The organism is Shewanella sp. N2AIL, assembly GCF_022690845.1.
GTDB classification, from domain to species: Bacteria; Pseudomonadota; Gammaproteobacteria; order Enterobacterales; family Shewanellaceae; genus Shewanella; species Shewanella baltica.
Window position 1 is genome coordinate 19151 of the sequence record NZ_JALBYT010000008.1, and the last position, 19629, is coordinate 38779.

At 47.8% G+C, this 19629-nt stretch carries 21 protein-coding genes; 14 read left to right on the plus strand and 7 right to left on the minus strand.

Annotated features, from left to right (window positions below; genetic code table 11):
• The first annotated feature begins 1 nt into the window (after position 1).
• Genes cyoC through cyoE form a run of 3 tightly spaced genes read left to right on the plus strand, consistent with a single transcriptional unit; the run spans position 2 to position 1909 of the window.
• Positions 2-622, plus strand: coding sequence for a cytochrome o ubiquinol oxidase subunit III (gene cyoC / locus MO387_RS06710; protein ID WP_006079490.1), 621 nt, complete (start codon positions 2-4; stop codon positions 620-622).
• Positions 622-963, plus strand: coding sequence for a cytochrome o ubiquinol oxidase subunit IV (cyoD, locus tag MO387_RS06715; RefSeq protein WP_011787512.1), 342 nt, complete (start codon positions 622-624; stop codon positions 961-963). The genes cyoC and cyoD overlap by 1 nt, the downstream gene beginning before the upstream one ends.
• Positions 964-976: 13 nt before the next feature.
• The gene (cyoE, locus tag MO387_RS06720) at positions 977-1909 is read left to right on the plus strand and encodes a heme o synthase (RefSeq protein WP_107949917.1); all 933 of its coding nucleotides are present in this window, start codon (positions 977-979) and stop codon (positions 1907-1909) included.
• Between the two features lie 111 nt (positions 1910-2020).
• On the opposite strand, the gene MO387_RS06725 is transcribed toward cyoE, so the two are convergent.
• The 5 genes from MO387_RS06725 to MO387_RS06745 all read right to left on the minus strand — a co-directional run bounded on the left by MO387_RS06725 (position 2021) and on the right by MO387_RS06745 (position 7356).
• Positions 2021-2545, minus strand: coding sequence for a protein disulfide oxidoreductase (locus tag MO387_RS06725; protein WP_014620499.1), 525 nt, complete (start codon positions 2543-2545; stop codon positions 2021-2023).
• Between the two features lie 25 nt (positions 2546-2570).
• The gene (locus MO387_RS06730) at positions 2571-3455 is read right to left on the minus strand and encodes a thioredoxin domain-containing protein (RefSeq protein WP_107949919.1); all 885 of its coding nucleotides are present in this window, start codon (positions 3453-3455) and stop codon (positions 2571-2573) included.
• Between the two features lie 135 nt (positions 3456-3590).
• Positions 3591-5702 carry a protein-disulfide reductase DsbD domain-containing protein gene (locus tag MO387_RS06735; RefSeq protein ID WP_107949921.1) on the minus strand — a complete coding sequence of 704 codons (2112 nt, stop codon included), beginning with the start codon at positions 5700-5702 and terminating at the stop codon, positions 3591-3593.
• Between the two features lie 279 nt (positions 5703-5981).
• On the minus strand, positions 5982-6410 hold the full coding sequence (locus MO387_RS06740; protein ID WP_081248404.1) for a hypothetical protein: 429 nt from the start codon (positions 6408-6410) through the stop codon (positions 5982-5984).
• Positions 6411-6606: 196 nt separating this feature from the next.
• Entirely contained in the window at positions 6607-7356 is a 750-nt protein-coding gene (locus tag MO387_RS06745) for a 3-oxoacyl-ACP reductase family protein (protein WP_107949923.1), read from the minus strand.
• Positions 7357-7539: 183 nt separating this feature from the next.
• On the opposite strand from MO387_RS06745, the gene MO387_RS06750 reads away from it, so the two are divergent.
• Positions 7540-8460, plus strand: coding sequence for a LysR family transcriptional regulator (locus MO387_RS06750; RefSeq protein ID WP_107950391.1), 921 nt, complete (start codon positions 7540-7542; stop codon positions 8458-8460).
• A gap of 46 nt (positions 8461-8506) precedes the next feature.
• On the opposite strand, the gene MO387_RS06755 is transcribed toward MO387_RS06750, so the two are convergent.
• Both MO387_RS06755 and MO387_RS06760 read right to left on the minus strand, forming a co-directional pair.
• A complete protein-coding gene (locus tag MO387_RS06755) occupies positions 8507-9154 on the minus strand; it encodes a CatB-related O-acetyltransferase (protein ID WP_107949925.1) in 648 nt (215 codons plus the stop codon).
• Positions 9155-9478: 324 nt separating this feature from the next.
• Positions 9479-10222: a transporter substrate-binding domain-containing protein gene (locus MO387_RS06760; protein WP_107949927.1), complete on the minus strand. Its 744-nt coding sequence runs from the start codon at positions 10220-10222 to the stop codon at positions 9479-9481.
• Positions 10223-10581: 359 nt separating this feature from the next.
• On the opposite strand from MO387_RS06760, the gene MO387_RS06765 reads away from it, so the two are divergent.
• The 10 genes from MO387_RS06765 (at position 10582) to MO387_RS06810 (ending at position 19606) form a co-directional block, all read left to right on the plus strand.
• Positions 10582-11088 carry a sigma-70 family RNA polymerase sigma factor gene (locus MO387_RS06765; RefSeq protein WP_107949929.1) on the plus strand — a complete coding sequence of 169 codons (507 nt, stop codon included), beginning with the start codon at positions 10582-10584 and terminating at the stop codon, positions 11086-11088.
• Positions 11089-11090: 2 nt separating this feature from the next.
• A complete protein-coding gene (locus MO387_RS06770) occupies positions 11091-12080 on the plus strand; it encodes a FecR domain-containing protein (RefSeq protein ID WP_107949931.1) in 990 nt (329 codons plus the stop codon).
• Positions 12081-12180: 100 nt separating this feature from the next.
• Positions 12181-14580, plus strand: coding sequence for a TonB-dependent receptor (locus tag MO387_RS06775; RefSeq protein ID WP_107949933.1), 2400 nt, complete (start codon positions 12181-12183; stop codon positions 14578-14580).
• A 2-nt stretch (positions 14581-14582) separates the two neighbouring features.
• Positions 14583-14945, plus strand: coding sequence for a hypothetical protein (locus tag MO387_RS06780; protein ID WP_234420979.1), 363 nt, complete (start codon positions 14583-14585; stop codon positions 14943-14945).
• Entirely contained in the window at positions 14942-16621 is a 1680-nt protein-coding gene (locus tag MO387_RS06785) for a PepSY-associated TM helix domain-containing protein (protein WP_107949935.1), read from the plus strand. The genes MO387_RS06780 and MO387_RS06785 overlap by 4 nt, the downstream gene beginning before the upstream one ends.
• 20 nt (positions 16622-16641) lie before the next feature.
• Complete coding sequence (locus MO387_RS06790) at positions 16642-17010, plus strand: DUF3325 domain-containing protein (protein ID WP_107949937.1); 369 nt, start codon at positions 16642-16644, stop codon at positions 17008-17010.
• 8 nt (positions 17011-17018) lie between these two features.
• A complete protein-coding gene (locus tag MO387_RS06795; protein ID WP_107949939.1) occupies positions 17019-17945 on the plus strand; it encodes a MotA/TolQ/ExbB proton channel family protein in 927 nt (308 codons plus the stop codon).
• Complete coding sequence (locus MO387_RS06800; protein ID WP_107949941.1) at positions 17929-18399, plus strand: biopolymer transporter ExbD; 471 nt, start codon at positions 17929-17931, stop codon at positions 18397-18399. The genes MO387_RS06795 and MO387_RS06800 overlap by 17 nt, the downstream gene beginning before the upstream one ends.
• A complete protein-coding gene (locus MO387_RS06805) occupies positions 18399-18803 on the plus strand; it encodes a biopolymer transporter ExbD (RefSeq protein WP_012197834.1) in 405 nt (134 codons plus the stop codon). Before MO387_RS06800 ends, MO387_RS06805 begins: the two co-directional genes overlap by 1 nt.
• Positions 18800-19606 (plus strand): energy transducer TonB, encoded by an 807-nt coding sequence (locus MO387_RS06810; protein ID WP_107949943.1) that lies wholly within the window; start codon positions 18800-18802, stop codon positions 19604-19606. Before MO387_RS06805 ends, MO387_RS06810 begins: the two co-directional genes overlap by 4 nt.
• The last annotated feature ends 23 nt before the right edge of the window (positions 19607-19629 follow it).

Genomic DNA, 19629 nt, shown 5'->3' on the forward strand with positions numbered 1-19629 from the left:
TATGAGTATTGCAATCCCAGCAGATTTAGAAGTAGCTCACGCAGAAGATCACCACGAACACCATGACACGAGTGGCAACACTCTGTTTGGTTTTTGGATTTACCTGATGACCGACTGCATTTTGTTTGCCTCGGTTTTCGCAACCTATGCCGTGCTCTACATGAACACGGACGGTGGCGTTTCGGGTAAAGACATTTTCGAATTGGACTTTGTGCTGATTGAAACTGCCGCCCTGCTCGTTAGTAGTATTACCTATGGCATGGCGCTGATTTTTGCTAAGCGCCACAACAAAGCCGCGACCTTGGCTTGGTTACTCGTCACCTTCGCCCTCGGATGTGTGTTTATCGGGATGGAAGTCTATGAATTCCATCACCTGATTGAACACGGCAATGGCCCACAACGCAGCGCTTTCCTGTCGTCCTTCTTCACCCTTGTCGGTATGCACGGCTTGCACGTGACCGCAGGTCTGATTTGGATGGCGATCATGATGATTGAAGTGGCGAAAACCGGTTTAGGTAATCGCAGCATCACCCGCCTGAGCTGCTTAAGCTTGTTCTGGCATTTCCTCGACATAGTGTGGATTTGTGTATTCACGGTCGTGTATTTATTGGGAGCACTTTAATGAGCGCACATAGTCATACTGATAAGCCTAGCCATGGCACTGACGATCTGGCAGCGAGCATTAAGTCATATCTAATGGGCTTTGTGCTGTCAGTGGTATTAACCGCCATTCCGTTTTGGGCGGTAATGACCCATCACTTCGAGAAAGCGACCACCCTTAGCTTAGTGCTAGTAATGGCGATAGTGCAGATAGTGGTACATCTTAAGTACTTCTTGCACTTAGATTTCTCGAAAGAAGGCAAAGTGAACACCTTCTCCTTCCTGTTTACCGCCCTGATTATTGTCATGGTAGTAGGCTTGTCGGTGTGGATCATACTCGAAGCCAACGCTTTGATGATGTAACGAGAAACAGTCTATGCAAATACAAGACAGATTTATGTCACCGCAATGGAAAGCACGCTTCAAAGGGTATGTGCAGGTTACTAAGCCTGGCATCATTTTCGGGAATCTGATTTCCGTTGCTGGCGGTTTTTTATTAGCCGCCAAAGGCGACGTAAATCTGGTCTTGATGCTGGCAAGCTTAGTGGGATTATCCTTAGTCGTCGCCTCAGGCTGTGCGATTAATAACTGTATTGACCGTGACATTGACGCCAAAATGCAGCGCACCTGCAAACGCGTGACCGTCACGGGCGAAATAGCCGTGGGTAACGTACTCGCGTTTGGACTCGCCTTAGGTGTGTTGGGCTTTAGCATCTTAGCCTTGTTTACCAATGCATTAGCCCTGCTATTTGCCGTTATTGGTTACATAGTTTATGTGGGGGTTTATAGCCTCTACATGAAACGTAACTCAGTGTATGGCACTTTAGTTGGCAGCTTCTCGGGCGCAGTACCGCCCGTGGTGGGCTATTGCAGCGTGACAGGGCAAATGGACATAGGTGCAGCTATTTTGCTGTTGATGTTTAGTCTATGGCAGATGCCACATTCTTACGCCATCGCGATTTTCCGTTTTAATGACTATGCGGCCGCTAATATTCCTGTGCTGCCGGTTGCAGAAGGCATGACCAAAGCAAAGCTGCATATCGTGCTTTATATTGCCGTATTCGCCTTAGTCAGTGCGCTGTTGCCACTTGCGGGTTACACAGGTATCGCCTTTATGGCAGTCACCTGCGCCACCAGCCTGTGGTGGCTTGCCATGGCATTAAAAGGTTATCGCCACGGCGTCGACATGCAACGCTGGGCTCGCCAAGTGTTTGGTTTTTCAATCATCACTATTACGGCGCTCAGTGTGACTATGGCGCTCGACTTCCAAGTCGTGAGTCAGGCGCCACTGCTCACCTTAGTGAAGTAAATCCTAAGCTTTCAGCTAGTTGTCTAGTCCTGAAATAAGTTGATAATACAAAAGCGCTAACCTAGATTAGCGCTTTTTTTCTCCCTTAAAACAGCCCCTGATGTATAACTTCTAAGTGAACATCATTCGCCACCACATACCGGGTAGGCTAGTAAAGCCAGTCGTGTAGTGTTTTAACTCGCCATCTTTAAAGATCATAATGGTTGGCGTCGCCTGCAATGACCAATCACGGGCAATCTTGCTGTCACTATCGTTAATAGTGTCAAAGCCATAATCCTGATGCTGAAGATATTTTCTCAGTTTCTCATCCTCACCCGAACTCATGGCAACCGTCACCACGGGGTAATAGGCCGACATTTGATTGACCGCCGGGCTGACAAAATTACACACAGGGCACCAAGTGCCCCAGAAGTACACCAATACCGCCTGATCTTGGCTGAGCGTGGCAATATCAAGCATCTCCCCAGCCAACGTCGTCCCTTGGAGCTGCGGCAAATTATCCCGCGGAATATCTTTGCCGCGCCAGATGTCCATCACGCTGGTCACGATAATGACAATGAGCAGCAAAAGTGCCAGCTGCTTAATCCAGCCCAATATGCGTTTAGGTAAAGATATCGAAACTTGTTCGGCGCTCATATTTTCAGTTTCCTTTGGCAGCATCTTAACTGCTCTTCTGCGTCTTATCTTTAGCGGCAATCGCGGCTTCAAGCTGCTCTTTTAACACTTCGTAAGGCACTAGTCCGGGAATAAGTGTATCGGCCACTATCATACTTGGCGTGCCACCTATGCCTAACTCATTCATTAATTTAACATTATCATCGACCATTTTAGCGACGCGCTCATCTGTGTTGCCCACCCAGCGCTCGGTTGCAGTCAGTTTAGCGACCTTAGCGATGGCGGCGGCATCGAGTCCACGCGGGCTCGACATCAACATATCCTTCACCTTGAGATACTTTTCAGGCTCGTTTAACCAAACAGTTTGGGCAAAATCGACCGCCATTTTGGAGCCTTCGCCCTGCAGCGGCACCATTTTGACTATGATTTTTAACTGAGGAAATTCTTCAATCAGCTGGTTCAGCGAAGGCTCGATTTTCTTGCAGTATGGGCAGTTAAAATCGGTGAAGTACACCATCTCAATCTCAGGTGTCGCAGCGCCCTTCCACGGATCGCTTTTGGTCTCATACATAGCTTTATGATGGGTCACAAGATTGGTTTGCATGGCTGTATTTGCCCCCTCTTGCTCCCTTGCTTGCCACGCAATAATCGCTTCTCTCATAAGGTCAGGATCATTGATCAAGGCATCTTTAAGAATCGCTCGCACCTCTTGCTGCTGCGCCGCCGATAAACTGCTGTCCTTGGCATAGGCCATAGTGCTCACCGAAGGCAAGGAAACCACCAGCATGGCCATAGCGACACCCGAGACAGCAAACATCTGCAACTTGCGATGTTTGAATAAAGAGCTAAATTTCGACATTTTGGTGCCTCCGATGACTTGAGTATTCTGCATTGATTCAGTGATGTTTTGTGCTTCAATTGTCTGTTTCATAATCGATTTCCATTGTTTCAGGTCAGGGGCTTCCTGACCTGAGTATTTGTTGAGTGCCACTCGACTCGCTATTGAATGAGACTCGCCAGTGATATTGCCGAGTGATATTGCCGAGTGAACGGCTGGTCGTTAGCGTTATTTCCCTGCCGCTACGGATGACTTTTCAGGGGACGCAGAGGCCTGTTCAATCGCAGTAAGCACAAAGTCAGTCGATAGAATTTCCGGTAACTCAATCCCCTGCGGTGCACCCGGGCCGTAAACCACGTTGAATGGCACCCCGAAACGATTATGGCTTTGCAGGTAGTGAGTAATGGGCTCAGAAGGCGTAGTCCAATCGCCCTTCATCGGCAAAATATGCGGCTGTTGCAACAGGCTATAGACTGGATCTTGCAAGATCACGCCAACTTTATTGGCCTTACAGGTGATACACCAATCGGCAGTGACATCGACAAACACAGTTTTGCCTTGGGCCACCTGCTGATTAATCAATGCTTGATCCAATGGCGTCCAAGCAAGATCCGCAGGTAAAGGCTTAGCCCATTGATTCGTAGTCATAAATGCGATAACCGCCGACAGTAAGATGCCGATACCTAAGCAGCTCACAATAGCAATCGCGCCATATTTCTTAGCCATAAACACCATAAATATCAGTGTAATTACACCCGCTAATGGCCACAGGTAGCTAGTATCAATGAAGCTGGCCAACAGGCTAATCAGCCACAAACTGGTGATGAGCAACATGCCGGAGAAAAACACTTTAACTGTGTTCATCCAGCGACCGGGTTTAGGGAAATAACCCGCCACTTGCGGGAATGCCGCCACGATTAACCAAGGGAACGCCATACCCACGGCCAAAGCGGTAAAGATGGCAAACAGGCTCAGTACATCGGCGCCCAAGGCGAAGGCGACCGCAGTCCCCAAGAAAGGCGCACTACAGGGCGTAGCTAGCAGTGTGGCGAACATGCCCTGTAAAAAGTGGCCGCTGTTATTATTGCCGCCCGTTGTCGCCAACTTGGTTTGCACGTTAGAGGGTAAGTTGATCTCAAACACACCTAACATATTGAAGGCAAACACTGTGGTCACCAACGCCATAAAGCCGATAAACCAAGGGTTTTGGAACTGCACACCCCAACCAATCGCTTGACCCGTGAGCTTAAGCATTAAGATAAAGCCAGCCAGTAACCAGAATGAGGCCAATATCCCCAGCGCTGATGCGATGAACTGTTGGCGGATTTGATTACGCTTCAGATCAGGCGCAGCAACCACTGAACTGAGCTTCATGCCGAGAACGGGTAACACGCAGGGCATGACGTTTAAGATCAAACCACCGATAAGCGCTAACAAAATCATGCCAAATATCGAGGTACTTGCTTGAGTAATCACCACAGGCTTAACCTCGGCGCTGTATTCCAACGCCCGCTCGCTATCGGCGACAGTCATGTTCAGCGATTTACCCAAAACTTCAGGCTCGCCCAGCCAACTTTTACCGCTGAAAATACCGACCAATTGCTTGCCGTTAGCATCACTTTCGATTGGTTTTAAGCTCACTAGCTTGAATGTGGTATCTGGCTCGCCATCAATAATCACGGTTGGACTCTGCCAGTTGGCATCATTGAGTCTGACTTCAAGTTGACCTTTGGCTGCATCCCAACCCATTGTCATGGCAGGATTCTGGCCCTCTTGGGACAACACTTTTTGTGGCACAAGCGACACGGCCTTGTTGTAAGCCAACATGGCATCGGTATCTGCTTGCAGCGCATTGGGCGTGAAGTCGAGACTAATCTGATAATCCGTCAGTACACAGATAGTGGTACAGGTCGACAAGGTCACTTTGCCGCGCAGCTGAGTGGGAGCAGCGATATCATCGACTTTTAGGGTTAAGGGAAAGGTCGTATTACCTTTGTAACCAAAGGTTTGTAATCCCAATAATGAGAATTCCTCTGGCGCAGGCCATCTCCAATCTACTTGCTGTAGATTGCGAGAGCCATCCCACTTGATGGTAGGCGCAATGCCGCCTTCCCCAGGACTGCGCCAATAGGTTTTCCAATCGCCCTCGAGTTGTACTTCAAGCACAGCGGGCAAAGTATTCGTTGCGGGATCAACTTCGCCCGTCAGCATAAAACGTACTTTGGCTGGCGGGTGATTATCGTTAACTAACCACCCCGTCGATGCGGCCAATAGTGACGGGCTCGTCACTATCAAGGTGAGTATCCAGAATCTGGTTAACATGGATTTTAATATGCTCATTTTGTCCCCATTGGCATGAACTGTTCGCTATGCCCTGTAAATGCTTGCTTTACTGCTTAACTCTGCACCCGTTACAAAGGGCGTGATGGCTTAAGAAAAATCAGTGTGATAGCAGGCTTAATTCAAGAAATTTGATCTGAGATAGGATGTGTAAAAGCGGACGTTCTGCAGCTGGGTAATGATCCTTTCAACCGGTAAACGGGTAAGAAAAGCCAACTATCGAGCTAGAGAATGGGCGCCAGAATAAACTCACCTATCAGTTTGATAAGTAAAATATTTCTATTCTTGAAAGCGACAGAGAGTGAGATGTATTCGCCTAGGTTTAGCTTGATAACCTTGTATGGGTAACAGTGTTATCACGCGGGAGGCGCGGGGAAGTAACGGCAGTAGGAACAACAGGATAAGAAATGGAATGGAACTCGGTGCATCGATACAGGTTCGGATCGATTTCTCAGACAATTCACATTTTTTAGGCTCGCTTTTGACCAGCTCAGTACCCGCCGCTTGGGCATCGACGTGACTCGCCATATTGCTTGAAGCTGAGCTGCTGTTTAAAGCTGAACTTGAGTTTAAAACTGAGTTGGCGCTAAAACCAGCTCCAGAAAAAGACGTAGCCGACATCGCTTGCGCGCTCGACTCTTTGAGCAACAAGTTAAGTATTCCACTGTTTTGAGTCAAACAGAACAAGGTCAGAATGGTAAACACCATCACGCCCCATAGGTTGCCTGTTTTCTTAGTCAATAACGTAAAAATTTGGATCTCTCTTCGTCTTATTCTTTGATAATAAAGATAAAAAATGAGTGTCTTTCAACAGATAGCTGAAGATAAGACCGGCGGATTGTAACAATAGTTCATCAACAAGCAAATTAATTTGCCTTGCCTGAAAAATAAATACAGACAAAGCTTATGCTGAAAACCCGCCATCAATCATCAAACTCGCCCCTGTGATATATCCCGCTTCTGGGCCCGCGATAAAGGCGACAAAGCTGGCAATCTCTTCGGCTTTACCATAACGACCCAGTGCGCCTATCGCCTTAACGGGCTCAGATGAATCACCGTTATCAGGGTTCATATCGGTATCCACAGGGCCTGGCTGAATGTTGTTCACCGTAATCGCACGTGGGCCTAAATCCCGTGCTAATCCTTTGGCCAAACCGACTAATGCCGATTTACTCATGCCGTAAATCGCACCACCTACAAACGGAATACGTTCAGCGTTGGTGCTACCGATATTGATGATGCGGCCGCCGTCATTCATGTGCAGCGCGGCTTCTTGGCTCGCCACAAACACACTGCGCACGTTAGTGTTAATTGTTCGTTCCCAGTCTTCTAGCGTCAGATTTTCGATGCTATCCCAAATCAGCGTACCCGCATTATTGACCACAATATCTAATCGACCGAAATGCGCTTTGGTCTCGCGAATGGCACGACGGATCGCCTCAGGCTCTGTGCTATCGGCCTTAATGGCAATAACTCGTCCACCCATAGTAATCACTTCATCAACCAGTAATTGTGATTGGGCCTCAGATGACACATAGGTAAAGGCAACTGCTGCCCCGTCACTCGCTAAACGTTTAACGATAGCAGCGCCGATACCACGACTACCACCTTGTACAAAAGCCACTTTACCTTGCAGATTATTTGACGATTTCATAGTTAGCTCACTCAATAGGGATAAAAATTTATGGTATAGAAAACGTTACTTATCAATCATAAATTAACCATTGACCAGTTATTAACGCTCATTTTCATACTGTGGTAGTAGCTTACGCGATTCACTTTCCATGATTAAGTCACTAAAATGACCATCACTAAGTCCTTCAAGGAATTAATTGCCGTGATAAATAATCAATTTGTTGAGATACGCCATTTCGTCACAGTTGCCCAGCTCGGCAGTTTTACCTTAGCGGCGCAGGCGTTAGGCATGACAGGTTCGGCGCTTAGTAAAAGCATAGTACGATTAGAAACCCGCTTAGGCACTAAGCTGCTGCACCGCACCACAAGACGTGTGAGCTTAACCAATGATGGCGATTCGTACCTCAAAGACTGCCAAAATGCTATGGCAATCCTAGACAATGCACAGAGCCGACTCGGCAGCGAACAGCAAATTCCCTCAGGTCGAGTGCGAGTGGATTTACCCGTCACGTTTGGGCGGCGATATATACTGCCAACCCTATTATCACTATCGCAAAAATATCCCAAGCTGGAGTTATCCATTACCTTTAACGATAGAGCGACAGATCTATTCAATGATGGGATTGATTTGGCGGTGCGTGTCGGACAACTCGGCGACACTGTGGATTTAGTCGCCCGTAGATTAGGGGAACAACGCCGAGTGATCTGCGCATCTCCCGCCTATTTCGCTCGACTGGGTACACCAAAAGACAAAACAGATCTTAGCCAGCATCAATGCATTGTTGGCTGGCCGCTCGGGCAACAACATCGCTGGTTACTTAAAAATGAGGATGGGATCATCGAGGCTTATGACATTCCAGTGCGCCACGAAATCGCTGATTGCGAAGCCATTTTAGCGGCCACACTGGCGGGAGTGGGTTTAGCGCAAGTGCCGATATGGTTGGTTGAGGACTATCTTAAAACCGGTGAACTTATCTCGGTACTGGACGAACTCGCCAGTGACGACACACCTATCCACCTTATTTGGCTTAAAACCCCTTACCTCCAACCCAAGCTACGGGTGATCATCGAAGCACTGGCCGAATTAGCCAAAACGCCAAAAAGCAGATTTAAGGCAGAATAAGTGAAAGGCCTCGACTGAGCGCGACCTTTCACTTTTGGACTAACGGTTATTTGCTTTGATGTATGGATTGGTCATAGAGAGTGCTCGCTTTGCTGAGCGCGTCAAAATCCGCCGAACACAAATACCGCTTTAAGCTTTCAAACTTTTCGGCAGGCCAATCGTAGATTTTTAACGCCAGTAACTCAGTAATGACGTCTTTATCAAACCGATACTTGATTAATTTCGCAGGTGATCCCGCCACAATACTGTAGGGTTCGATATTTTGGGTGACGACACTATTTGCGGCAACAACCGCACCTTCACCTATCGTCACCCCAGGCATCAGCATACATCTCATGCCTAACCAAGCCCCATCACCAATATGAGTATCGCCTTTGCCTACATAGGCCTCCTCGATGAAATCCATAAAGGGATATAAACAAAACCAATCCGCTCTATGCGTATGATTTCCGCCCATTAAGATCACAACTTCGGCGGCGATACACACATAGTTCCCGATATACAGTTTATCGATAGGCCACTTAGGCTCCCACTCACGGCTCACTTCATCACCATGAAGATATCTCACTGCTGATCCCTCAAAGCCAGCATCCCAGCAATCACTGTAATAGCTATGCTGACCTTTGACTATGATATTGGGATTGGTGACCACCTCGTGCAATAACTGAACTTTTGACCAATGCTTGTTCTGCATTGCAAATCCTCTTTATAAACAAAATAGTTAATACGAAACATAATGTTATGAGAAGTTCCACATTAGGATAGTCAGTGAATTCGCGGTTGTTTTAGCAGAGGAATGAGTTTCATATAAAAAATCACAAGTGGGTATAAAAAAAGAAAATAGCCCATAAAACTGAAATATCGGCATGAGCTAAGCCTGCCGACATGTTAACCATCATAACTCGCCGCTGCAAAGCTATGATGGTTAGTTAAGTCACACGTTTAGACAATGACTTGAGGGTGAAAAACATTTTAATCGTAAAAATATCCCACTTTTTTGCCGCGCAATAAAATCTAATCAATCATATTTACCTTTATATAAATCTTGAACCATTGTTTGATATAGCCCTGATTTCTGTATTTTATCAAAGCCAGAATCATACTTTTCGACAAAAGCTTCGACATTAGGGTAATTTTTAGAAAACATGAGGAAGGAGAAATTTTCATCATACGCTAAAAGGTGAATTTTAATTTTAGCTTGTTCTTCAGCAGATAAATCGCGTATCAGTTTCCGCCCCACGGCTTCATTTACAAGGAACGCGTCAAAACGTTTAGCAAGTAGCATCTTGATCCCCTGTGGGTATTCGTTTAACTCTTGAACTTTAACTCCTATCTCAGTCAGTGCTTTAACATAGTAATCGGCTCGGTTGCACCCGATAGTAAATTGTTTAAGATCACTCATAATCTTCCAGTCAAACTGACTATCAACTCGTTCAATAAATACGCTGCGAGAAACGATTATCGGTTTCTTACTGAACAGATATTGGGCTTTACGATCTTCTTGAATGGACCAACCGGGTGACGCGAGAAAATACCCATTACCGGTTTCGACTTCAATACGAGCCCAAGGTTTGAACTCGAATTTTGCGGTAATTCCTTCCTGCTCAAAAGCGATTGTGACCACATCGTTTAAAAAACCCAATCCTTTCAATTTAGCGCCAGCATACGGAGACCATTCTCCGCTACCGATAAGAACATCTTGGTTTGCAGCCGAAACAAAGGCACTCATCGTTAAAATCAGAAACAGCAGAAACTTACTCATCAATTTCTCCTAAAATATTCCAACTTTCTTTTTATTCACTTAGAAACTAAGTCAAACCACCAGCAAGCTAACCCTAACAAGATGTTTTTATATCATTAATGAATCACCATATTTTTCAAAAAGATAATCGGTAGTCCTATAGAGATAAGGCTCAAGTTTAGTTGAGCCAGTAAAAAACACAAAAAGATAGGCGAATCCTTTTGCTCGAAAGTCGCATAAAACAGGATTACAGCTTATTTTCCGCCATGATTCTCGCTATGCATAAGCAGGTAATCTCATGGGCGTAATGACACAAAACTTGACCTATCAAATGATAATCAATATCATTACAGCATTATTAATATTCTTGCCTATACCGTATGACGTCGGTCAATATTTCTTCTCCTATCAATAACCTATATAGAGATAACCAGTTTTGGCTACGCGGCTGGCTATACTCACGCGTGAGTTGTTCAGAAACAGCGGCCGACCTAGCCCAAGATACATTTCTACGTTTGTTAAAAACCGGAAATTTACCGCCTTCAGGCGAATCTCGGCGTTTTTTAACCCGCATTGCCAAAGGATTGATGATTGACGCTTATCGTCGGCAGAAGATTGAAGAAGCCTACCTAGAAAGTTTGAGCTTGATGCCAGAAACATTCATACCTGGGCCAGAGATCCATCATGTCATCATTGAAACACTCGCTGAAATTGCCGTTATGCTCGATAACTTGCCGGATAATGTGCGCTTGACGCTGTTACTGCGCCAGATAGAGGGTTTAAGCTATGCCGACATTGCTAAGCAACTATCAGTTTCTGTTTCATCGGTAGAAAAGTACGTTGCGCGAGGCTTAGCGGCCTGCTGCCTCGCGCTGGAATCCTATTAGTCATGCCTGCCAATCAATCTGGGGCCGAGAATATCGGGCAGGAAAACGACAGCGATGCCATTGAAGCGGCGGCTGGCTGGATGGCACGCCTGTTGGCGGATGACGCTACCGAGCAAGATAGTATTAACTGCCAACAATGGCGTGACCAAAGTTCACTTCACGAACAAGCATGGCAACGCATGTGCCAGATCACTGGCAAGTTCGCCTCCTTACCTAAGGGTACAGGCATCCAAGTGCTTGAAAAAGTTAGTCAGTCCGTCGTATCACGTCGCCGTTTCCTCAATGTTTTAGCGCTGGCAGGGATTGGCGTCACCGCTACTTGGCTTGGCGCGTCACAGACTCGACTTGGCCGGAGTCTGCAAGCTCAATACCGCACCGGCGCAGACGAAACTCGCACCTTTACTCTTGAAGATGGCACCCGCTTAACACTAAACATAGATACTGCAGTGGATGTGGATTTCTCCGCAGAGAAGCGGCAAATACAACTCCATCAAGGAGAGATCTTGATCAAAACGGGTCATGAATCTCCCCGTCGCCAATTCTTAGTCACCACTCACTTTGGCCAACTAATCGCGTTAGGTACTGAGTTCTGCGTCCGCCAATACGAACACTATGCCCGTGTAGCCGTAATCGACGGCGCAGTAGAAGCTTATGCTGCCAGTGGTGTTAAGCCACAACGAGTAGATGCAGGCCAACAAACTCGGTTTGATAAGACAATGATTGCGCCTCCTGAACCGCTACAAAACGCAGCGATAAGTTGGCGCCATGGCAAGCTAGTGGCAGAAGGGATGCGGGTAGCAGATTTTATCGAGGAGATCGGCCGCTATCGACCCGGCTTCACGCTATACGATAGTGCTGTGGCCAATTTGACCATCAGCGGCGTATTTTCTCTGCAGGATACCGACCTTGCCCTACAAAGCCTTGCAAGCAGCCTGTCAGTAGAGCTGCAATATCGCACAGCTTACTGGGTCAAAGTGATCCCAGCCCGCTAAAACCTTAACGCTGAAAATTATTTTCAAAAGTTTTACGGGTTTTGCGATCTCGTTCGGAATAGTAGATAGAACCTATTAACTTTCCCCCTTGGGACTCTCTATGCATTCCGTTGAATTTGGCCGTTCGCGACCAAAAAAATACCGCGCTAACTACTTGTCCCTTATGGGCCTGAGTTTCACCGTCATCTTAAGCATTACAGCACCACAGCCATCACTGGCTCAAACTGTCGATGTAGATGCCAAACAAATCAACAAGCTACAACATTATCAGATTAAGGCGGGCACGCTCGATGCTGTACTCAACAGCTTTGCTCTAGCCGCGAATATTGATCTATCGATATCTTCAGCACTCACTCTGGGTAAAACCAGCTTAGGGCTAGAGGGACAATACTCGATTGAAGCAGGCTTGCAAAAGATACTGGCGGGGACGGGTTTACAGGTCACATCGCGCTTTGAGGGGCAATATATTCTCGGCAAGGCGACCGCCGCAATAGTGTTGGCACCCATAACGGTTATCAGCGCTGCGGGTTATGAACAGGATATCAAAAATGCGCCAGCGAGCATTAGTGTGCTTTCAGGCAAGGATCTAGAGCAACGCAAATTTAATTCACTGCAAGATATCGCGCGGGAAATTCCCGGAGTCAATGTTATTGGCTCTGGCGCACAGAGCGGAATATCCATCCGCGGTATGGAGAAGGGTTATACGTTAGTGCTCGTTGACGGCAAGCGGGTACGCTCGGACACGGGAAATCCGCGAGGATTGAACAACGAAGATCTCGATAGCAATTTTATCCCTCCCGTTGCGTCGATTGAGCGCGTCGAAGTGGTTCGTGGACCTATGAGTTCTCTCTACGGTAGCGATGCAATGGGCGGCATCATCAATATCATTACCAAAAAAACACCCGAACATTGGAGTGCTAGCGCGGGCTATAGTTTGCGCGTGCCAGACAGCAGCGCTATGGGGAATCAAAACCAACAGGATATCTATATTTCGGGGCCGCTGGTTAAAGATCTACTTGGTGCTTCCATTTGGGGAAATCAAGCCGTACAGGACGAAGACAAATATTACGGTGGATATCAGGAGTCGACTAAGAAAACGCTTGGCAGTAAGTTACGGATCACGCCTCATCGTGACCACGAAGTCATCCTTGACTACTCAAAGGCGAGTCAGCGCTACATTGGCAATCCTGGCGGCGTGCTACTGCCTAATGCCAGAGGTAGCATTGACCGCGAATGGACCCGAGATGCATGGAGCATTGCCTACAATGCCTTGTTCGATCTTGGCGAACTAGAACTGAAATACTATGAAGAAGATTATGAAAGACTGACTTATCCTGCTGCAGCTGATTTCACTACAGGATCAACAAACAAAGTCAGCGATGCACGCTTCATTACAGGTGTGGATAGCCATACTCTGACTTTCGGTGGTCAATGGACTAACGACAAACTAACTAACGGTGATTTAGGCAATGGCTCTCCCCGAAGCTTTGGCACCCGCTCTGTCAGCGATTTCAGTATTTTTGCAGAAGACGAATGGGAGCTGCTCGCAGATAAACTTTATCTCACCCTTGGTGCGCGACTAACGGACAACGAATTTTTTGGTCATCATGTCTCACCTAGAGCATATCTTGTTTTCAATCATAACGATCACTGGACTTTCAAAGGCGGCATCGCCACTGGCTACAAGAGCCCGAAGATTGACCAGATTGATAACACCACAGGCTCTCAACGCGGCGGCGGTACGAGTCAGTTTGTCATTGTTGGTAATCCGGACTTAGAGCCAGAACAAAGCACGAATTATGAAATCGGCGCGCTTTACACTCAAGATGACACGCTAAATATCGGCGCAACGCTATTTTTCAATGACTTTTCCAACAAAATCCTCAACACCAACACCTTCTATTTCGACGATGGTAACGGTGGATATATTCCAGCCTATTGCATTTCAGGTGACGTTGGCACCAAAGACTGCCCAGCCTGGGCCACTTGGCTAAATGCCAAGGGAGCACAGATCCGCGGTGTCGAACTTGAAGGCCACTGGGACATAGCTGATACCTTGGCGCTCAAAGCGAGTTACACCTATACCGATTCACGAATTGACGCAGACAACGTGATCATCAATACCCCCGCGGGTCCACGCCCTTTCGGTGACACCTTGGCATTGCTGGATGGAAATTCGCTCGTCGGCATTCCAAATCATAACGGCTCAATAACGCTCGACTACCAACCTACAGAGGCACTCTCGGCATTCCTGAGAGGTAATTATGAGGGCGAAATTACCCGAGTCAGCTTCGAGCGCAACACGGTCGATAAGAGCGACAAGGATTTGATCACGCTGGACGCAGGTCTGAATTATTCGCTGAACCGCTTTATTAGCTTCAACGTCGGGATAGACAACATCACCGACGCTACGCGATTTAAAGTGAATAACGATACTGGGGCCTACCGCTATTCAGAGCGCGGACGTAGCTATTTCGTTAGCGTTAAGACGCAATTCTGAATATGGGCCTACATATCATGCTCGAAAAAGACTCACGATTATCCCATCAATCGAAGCGCAGCAATCAAAGCGCCGTTAGCAAATGGCTGTTCACCACTGGGATGGTGACACACTCAATCGCCATCTGTTTATTGTGCTATTTATCCAGTGGCCAACTTGTTAATACAACAGGAGCTCTGCTTTACCACATGGGTATGCCATGGACGGATGCCGTGGTCGTCACCAGTATGCTGGGGTTTATCTACTTAGTGCTCATTCTATTGTGGGCATTTTCCCGTAACGGCGTCCTGCGAACTTGGCTGAACGTAAGCAGCCTGACAGGTTTTAGTATCTTCATGGCTTGGATAATTGGAGCATTAGCATGAAAGATGGATTCCGTACTCGGATGAGTCTCCTGCACACTTGGGCAGGATTGATATTAAGCGGCTTGCTGTTCGCCATTTTCTGGACCGGCACGCTGTCAGTATTCGATAAAGAAATCGATCGCTGGATGATGCCACACACTCGAATACACATGGATACTGCAAGGCCATTATCGGTAGACCGCGAGATCATACCTTTACTGGCAGAGCGAGCTGAGGGGGCAAAAGCTTGGACTATAGTGTTACCCGCTGAGCGCAGACCTTTTTTGACATTGGCTTATGATTCTGCAAAGTCACACATAGCACAGCGAAATAGTTTCCACCCGATCACGCTCGAACCGCTTCCGGCTCCAAACACCCGAGGAGCGAGTAACTTTATTTACCCCTTCCATCACAATTTAACCTTACGCCAAAACAACATTGGCGCCCTAATGGTTGGTATTGCGAGCATGGGTATGCTTTGCCTGTTAATTTCCGGCATAGTCATACACCGTAGAATATTTGCCGATTTCTTTACCCTTAGGCTGCTTCGTGGCTTTGGCAGAGCCAATCTCGATATTCATAACCTCACAGGCGTTGTGCTGCTGCCTTTCACTATCGTCATCACCTTGTCTGGGCTAATGATTGCGCACTTGATCTATTTCCCCAAGGCGCCCGATGCCGTTTTCGCACAGCTCAACCCACCATCCGTGACGCAGGAACGACCCAAATCCAAAGTAAGAGAAGCTTCACGCAAACGTGAGCAAGATGTTAGCAGTGAAAATGAAGACGAAATTACCGATGCCAGAGAAGGTTCACGCAATAGTCCTGCACGGAGCCGTTTTATCGCCGAATCACAGGGGCGTGTTAGACCACAAGCAATAGGCCAACCCGCCAATGTTGCCGCAATTGATCCTATGATTGCGGTGACCGAAAGCGAGCTAGGTCAAGGGGCTGTCTATATGATTCGGGTTAGCAATCCTGGAGATGCAGGTGGTGTCGTCGCACTCAGGCTAAATGGCGATAACAGCGTATCTCAGAATATTGATAATAGGAGATTTTCTACCGCCACTGGAGAGGAACTAGCACATTTCAACTCATCCTCGACGACCAATGTATTTAACTTTATTGCTGGTATGCATTACATCAAATTTAAACACTGGCCACTGCGCTGGCTTTATTTTATCGCAGGGCTGGGTGCTTGCGCGTTAATCGCCACTGGCCTACTGCATTGGACTCAGGCACGTAACCAAAAGCAAGGCAGCACTGGCTTCAATGTGTCTTTTATGAATGCACATAACATCGCTGCGATCACTGGCATTATTTCTGCGACCGGGGCTTTTTTAGTGGTCAATCGCTTGCTCAATAATAGAGAACAATTTGCAGGTATCTCCAGCCGCGATTTAGAGGTATATGCCTTCTTTGGTGTATGGCTAGCTTGCTTACTTCATGCGTTGATCAGAGTGTTTTTGAACAAACAGCATGGTTACCGAAAGGCTTGGGCAGAACAATGCTGGGCGATTGCTCTGATTGCTATCTCAGCTGTGGGACTGAACTGGATAACCACAGGCGACCATCTGCTTAAGACCCTATTCACCCATACCTATTGGCCCGTTGCGACCCTAGATTTAGTGCTTGTTACTAGTGCAGTGATGGCCATTTACGCAGCGCGGAAACTATCCGTTATCCGTGAGAGTTAGATGTTAAAAGGAGAGGATTAATGCCTAAAGACCTGCTGTTAGTCGCCATATTTAGCGCGGCCTACCTTAGTTTTGCTTTGTTCGCCCTGAGCCAAGTACGGCATTGGCGCGTTGTTTTCGATAAGGCGCTACCCACGCAAAGGGAGGTGTTGCTCCTACGCAGCCTAGGCATCTTGATGCTAAGCATATCTTTAGCACTGTCGCTGGTGCGCGACGGTGCCAGCTTTGGCAGCCTGCTCTGGATAACAATGATTGGCATAGCTGCACTTGCCGTTGCTTTAACCTTAGCTTGGCGACCTCGCTGGTTACGGCCTGCAGGTAAATTATTCTCCTTCACTTACCCAGATACAGGGCGAGTTAACCATAAAATGAATCAAGTTAAAGGTTGATAAAATTGATGATGTTGAAAGCCGTTTTACTCTCATTGACGCTACTTGCTGTACCACTCACCGGTTGGGCGCAGGAAAATGCCAGTGCCGATAACAGCCAAGCCACGTTACCGCTCAACACTGAGACTCATGCCATTGAGCAATTGTCTTCAGTACCTGAAACGGTAGTTTCGGGTGTGCAACAGCCAACGGAGGAAGCTTCCGCTACAGATGTGTTAGCAACATCGACTTGGTGGAACGATGCCCTCGCGCTGCTAGAGACGGGCGGCACAGTAGTGGTGATATTGCTGCTGATGTCATTGGTTGCGATGACGATTGTGCTGATGAAACTTATCCAGTTTCAGCGAGCCGGACTGTGGCAACGTAAACCCGCAAGGCAGGCATTAGCGCTATGGCAACAAGGCAAGCAGGAAGAAGCATTACAGCTTGCTGCGGTAAGCCGTAATCCCACTGCACAGGCAATGGCACAAGCGATTCGTGGCATCACACGCCAACTGCCTGAACCTTTGGTGCGTGAAGAAGTGCTGCGTTATGGCTGTAATGCGCTATTTCAGTTAAGACGCGGATTGCGCCCACTAGAGGTCATAGGTTCATTGTCACCACTACTGGGATTACTGGGCACGGTAATGGGTATGATCGCCGCCTTCCAACAACTCCAAGCGGCGGGTAATAAAGTGAATCCGGCGATTCTATCGGGCGGGATCTGGGAAGCCTTGCTCACCACAGCGGTCGGCTTGTGTGTCGCAATCCCAGTGGTGGCATTGCTGAACTATCTAGAACGGCGCGTCGATCACCTCGCTCATGAAATGGATAACTTAGTGACGCAACTGTTTACCCCAGAGTTATCGGCGGCCAGCACTTATCAAGCACCAAGCACAGTGGTTACACCACTCACAGCCAGTAACAAACAGGCACGCCATGCAAGCGCCCTTTAGTCAACGACCAAGACTCACGGCTCATCCTTCAAAACGTAAAGCTGTGATTAGCTTAACGCCACTCATTGATGTGGTGTTTATCCTATTGGTGTTTTTTATGCTGTCTTCCAGTTTTCTAGACTGGCGCACTGTGGCGCTCGATACCAGCACGGCAGGTAGCCCCGATCCCGCTGAGCAAGCGCCATTTTTAGTACAAATTAGCGTAGACCAACTGCAACTAAACGGCGAAACGATCACACTGGAAGCATTACAGCAAAAAGCACAAGGGCGCCAGCCTGCAAGCCAAATGGTGAGCCTACAGCCGCAGGCGGATACTCCAGTACAAAGGTTAGTGCAGGTATTAGATGCACTTAATGCAGCAGGGATTGCGCCGCTAACACTGGTAGAAGACTCCAATTGGCAACCCGCACCTGCGACGAAAGCGGACGGCAATAACATGGAGAACAGCCACTAATGCATTTTCCTGAACGTCGGCCGGACCAAACAGAAGAACGTATTTTGCCGCTGATTAATGTGGTGTTCTTGCTGTTAATCTTTTTTATGATCGCAGGTAGCCTTTCCGTGACAGCACCGTTTGATGTCACTCCACCGGTCTCGCAAAGTGATGGCGTAGATGAACCGGATGCCGTGCTCATCCTAATAAGCCGTGAAAACAAGCTCGCACTCGATAATGAACCGATTACGGAAGCAGAACTGTTAGCACGCATCAATATGCTGCTGTCCGCCGAGCCAGAAACCCAAGTCACGCTAAAAGTTGATGGTGAGTTATCGGGAAACCAGCTCGTGCATTTTACCCAAGCCTTGTATGGCGTAGGCGTTAAAAAGCTGCGTTTATTAACTGAGCTGGGGGCCAAATGACAGACCAAGAGTTAGCGCCGAGCATAGCGCAGTGCGGTATAGCTTTGCTGTTAGCGGCTTTTTTGCACATCGCCTTAACGGCTGCAGTGTTTTGGTCACCAGCAGTAATAACGCCCACGGGTCAGGCTAAAGCGGTTGGCAACGGAGGGATTGAAATTTCCTTAGGGCCTGCAGGTAGCGCAGCGAGTGCTCTGCCACAAACGGCGGCGCCAGTTGCTGAGCAAAAATCTGAGCCAATTACAGAGCAACTCGATAAACCAGAACCATTGCCACCCGTGGCAAAGAAAGTCACTCCCACACCACGCCCCAAACCTAAACCCATAACGCCAACGCCTCAAGATGAGCTAACAACTCAGTCCGAGGTAAATGAGCAGCATAGCAGCCCAACCGAAACCCCATCGCCGACAGCATTAGCAGCGTCGGCCAACGAAGTAGGTCAAAGTGGTGAAGGCCATTCCGCAGAACAGAATAAAGCGGCTAGCGGCGATAACATGACTGGAGGAGGTTTGCTTGGCGATACCCAGGACTACACTGCGACTTTATTAGCTTGGTTAGAGCAACATAAGGAATATCCGCGTACGGCACGTAATCGACGCCAGCAAGGCACAGTTATGCTGTATTTTGTGTTGGACCGCCAAGGCAGAGTCAGCGCGAGTCGAATTGAGCAAAGTTCGGGCTATCAAACATTAGATGCAGAAGCACTAAAAATGTTGCAGCGAGCCCAGCCCTTACCTGCCATACCCGATGCAATGCCAAACGAGACGTTAGAACTTGTTGTGCCAGTGCAGTTTTTCTTACGTTAAGCTGCACCGTGAAATGGAAGATC

What these genes read in the sequence shown, in the direction of transcription:
- MO387_RS06735 (WP_107949921.1), bottom strand. Translation starts at nt 5,702, where the DNA reads ATGAGCATATTAAAATCCATGTTAACCAGATTCTGGATACTCACCTTG.
- MO387_RS06795 (WP_107949939.1), top strand. Translation starts at nt 17,019, where the DNA reads ATGATGTTGAAAGCCGTTTTACTCTCATTGACGCTACTTGCTGTACCA.
- MO387_RS06770 (WP_107949931.1), top strand. Translation starts at nt 11,091, where the DNA reads ATGCCTGCCAATCAATCTGGGGCCGAGAATATCGGGCAGGAAAACGAC.
- MO387_RS06745 (WP_107949923.1), bottom strand. Translation starts at nt 7,356, where the DNA reads ATGAAATCGTCAAATAATCTGCAAGGTAAAGTGGCTTTTGTACAAGGT.
- MO387_RS06740 (WP_081248404.1), bottom strand. Translation starts at nt 6,410, where the DNA reads ATGGTGTTTACCATTCTGACCTTGTTCTGTTTGACTCAAAACAGTGGA.
- MO387_RS06775 (WP_107949933.1), top strand. Translation starts at nt 12,181, where the DNA reads ATGCATTCCGTTGAATTTGGCCGTTCGCGACCAAAAAAATACCGCGCT.
- MO387_RS06790 (WP_107949937.1), top strand. Translation starts at nt 16,642, where the DNA reads ATGCCTAAAGACCTGCTGTTAGTCGCCATATTTAGCGCGGCCTACCTT.
- MO387_RS06805 (WP_012197834.1), top strand. Translation starts at nt 18,399, where the DNA reads ATGCATTTTCCTGAACGTCGGCCGGACCAAACAGAAGAACGTATTTTG.
- MO387_RS06730 (WP_107949919.1), bottom strand. Translation starts at nt 3,455, where the DNA reads ATGAAACAGACAATTGAAGCACAAAACATCACTGAATCAATGCAGAAT.
- MO387_RS06785 (WP_107949935.1), top strand. Translation starts at nt 14,942, where the DNA reads ATGAAAGATGGATTCCGTACTCGGATGAGTCTCCTGCACACTTGGGCA.
- MO387_RS06810 (WP_107949943.1), top strand. Translation starts at nt 18,800, where the DNA reads ATGACAGACCAAGAGTTAGCGCCGAGCATAGCGCAGTGCGGTATAGCT.
- cyoC (WP_006079490.1), top strand. Translation starts at nt 2, where the DNA reads ATGAGTATTGCAATCCCAGCAGATTTAGAAGTAGCTCACGCAGAAGAT.
- cyoE (WP_107949917.1), top strand. Translation starts at nt 977, where the DNA reads ATGCAAATACAAGACAGATTTATGTCACCGCAATGGAAAGCACGCTTC.
- cyoD (WP_011787512.1), top strand. Translation starts at nt 622, where the DNA reads ATGAGCGCACATAGTCATACTGATAAGCCTAGCCATGGCACTGACGAT.
- MO387_RS06800 (WP_107949941.1), top strand. Translation starts at nt 17,929, where the DNA reads ATGCAAGCGCCCTTTAGTCAACGACCAAGACTCACGGCTCATCCTTCA.
- MO387_RS06780 (WP_234420979.1), top strand. Translation starts at nt 14,583, where the DNA reads ATGGGCCTACATATCATGCTCGAAAAAGACTCACGATTATCCCATCAA.
- MO387_RS06755 (WP_107949925.1), bottom strand. Translation starts at nt 9,154, where the DNA reads ATGCAGAACAAGCATTGGTCAAAAGTTCAGTTATTGCACGAGGTGGTC.
- MO387_RS06760 (WP_107949927.1), bottom strand. Translation starts at nt 10,222, where the DNA reads ATGAGTAAGTTTCTGCTGTTTCTGATTTTAACGATGAGTGCCTTTGTT.
- MO387_RS06765 (WP_107949929.1), top strand. Translation starts at nt 10,582, where the DNA reads ATGACGTCGGTCAATATTTCTTCTCCTATCAATAACCTATATAGAGAT.
- MO387_RS06725 (WP_014620499.1), bottom strand. Translation starts at nt 2,545, where the DNA reads ATGAGCGCCGAACAAGTTTCGATATCTTTACCTAAACGCATATTGGGC.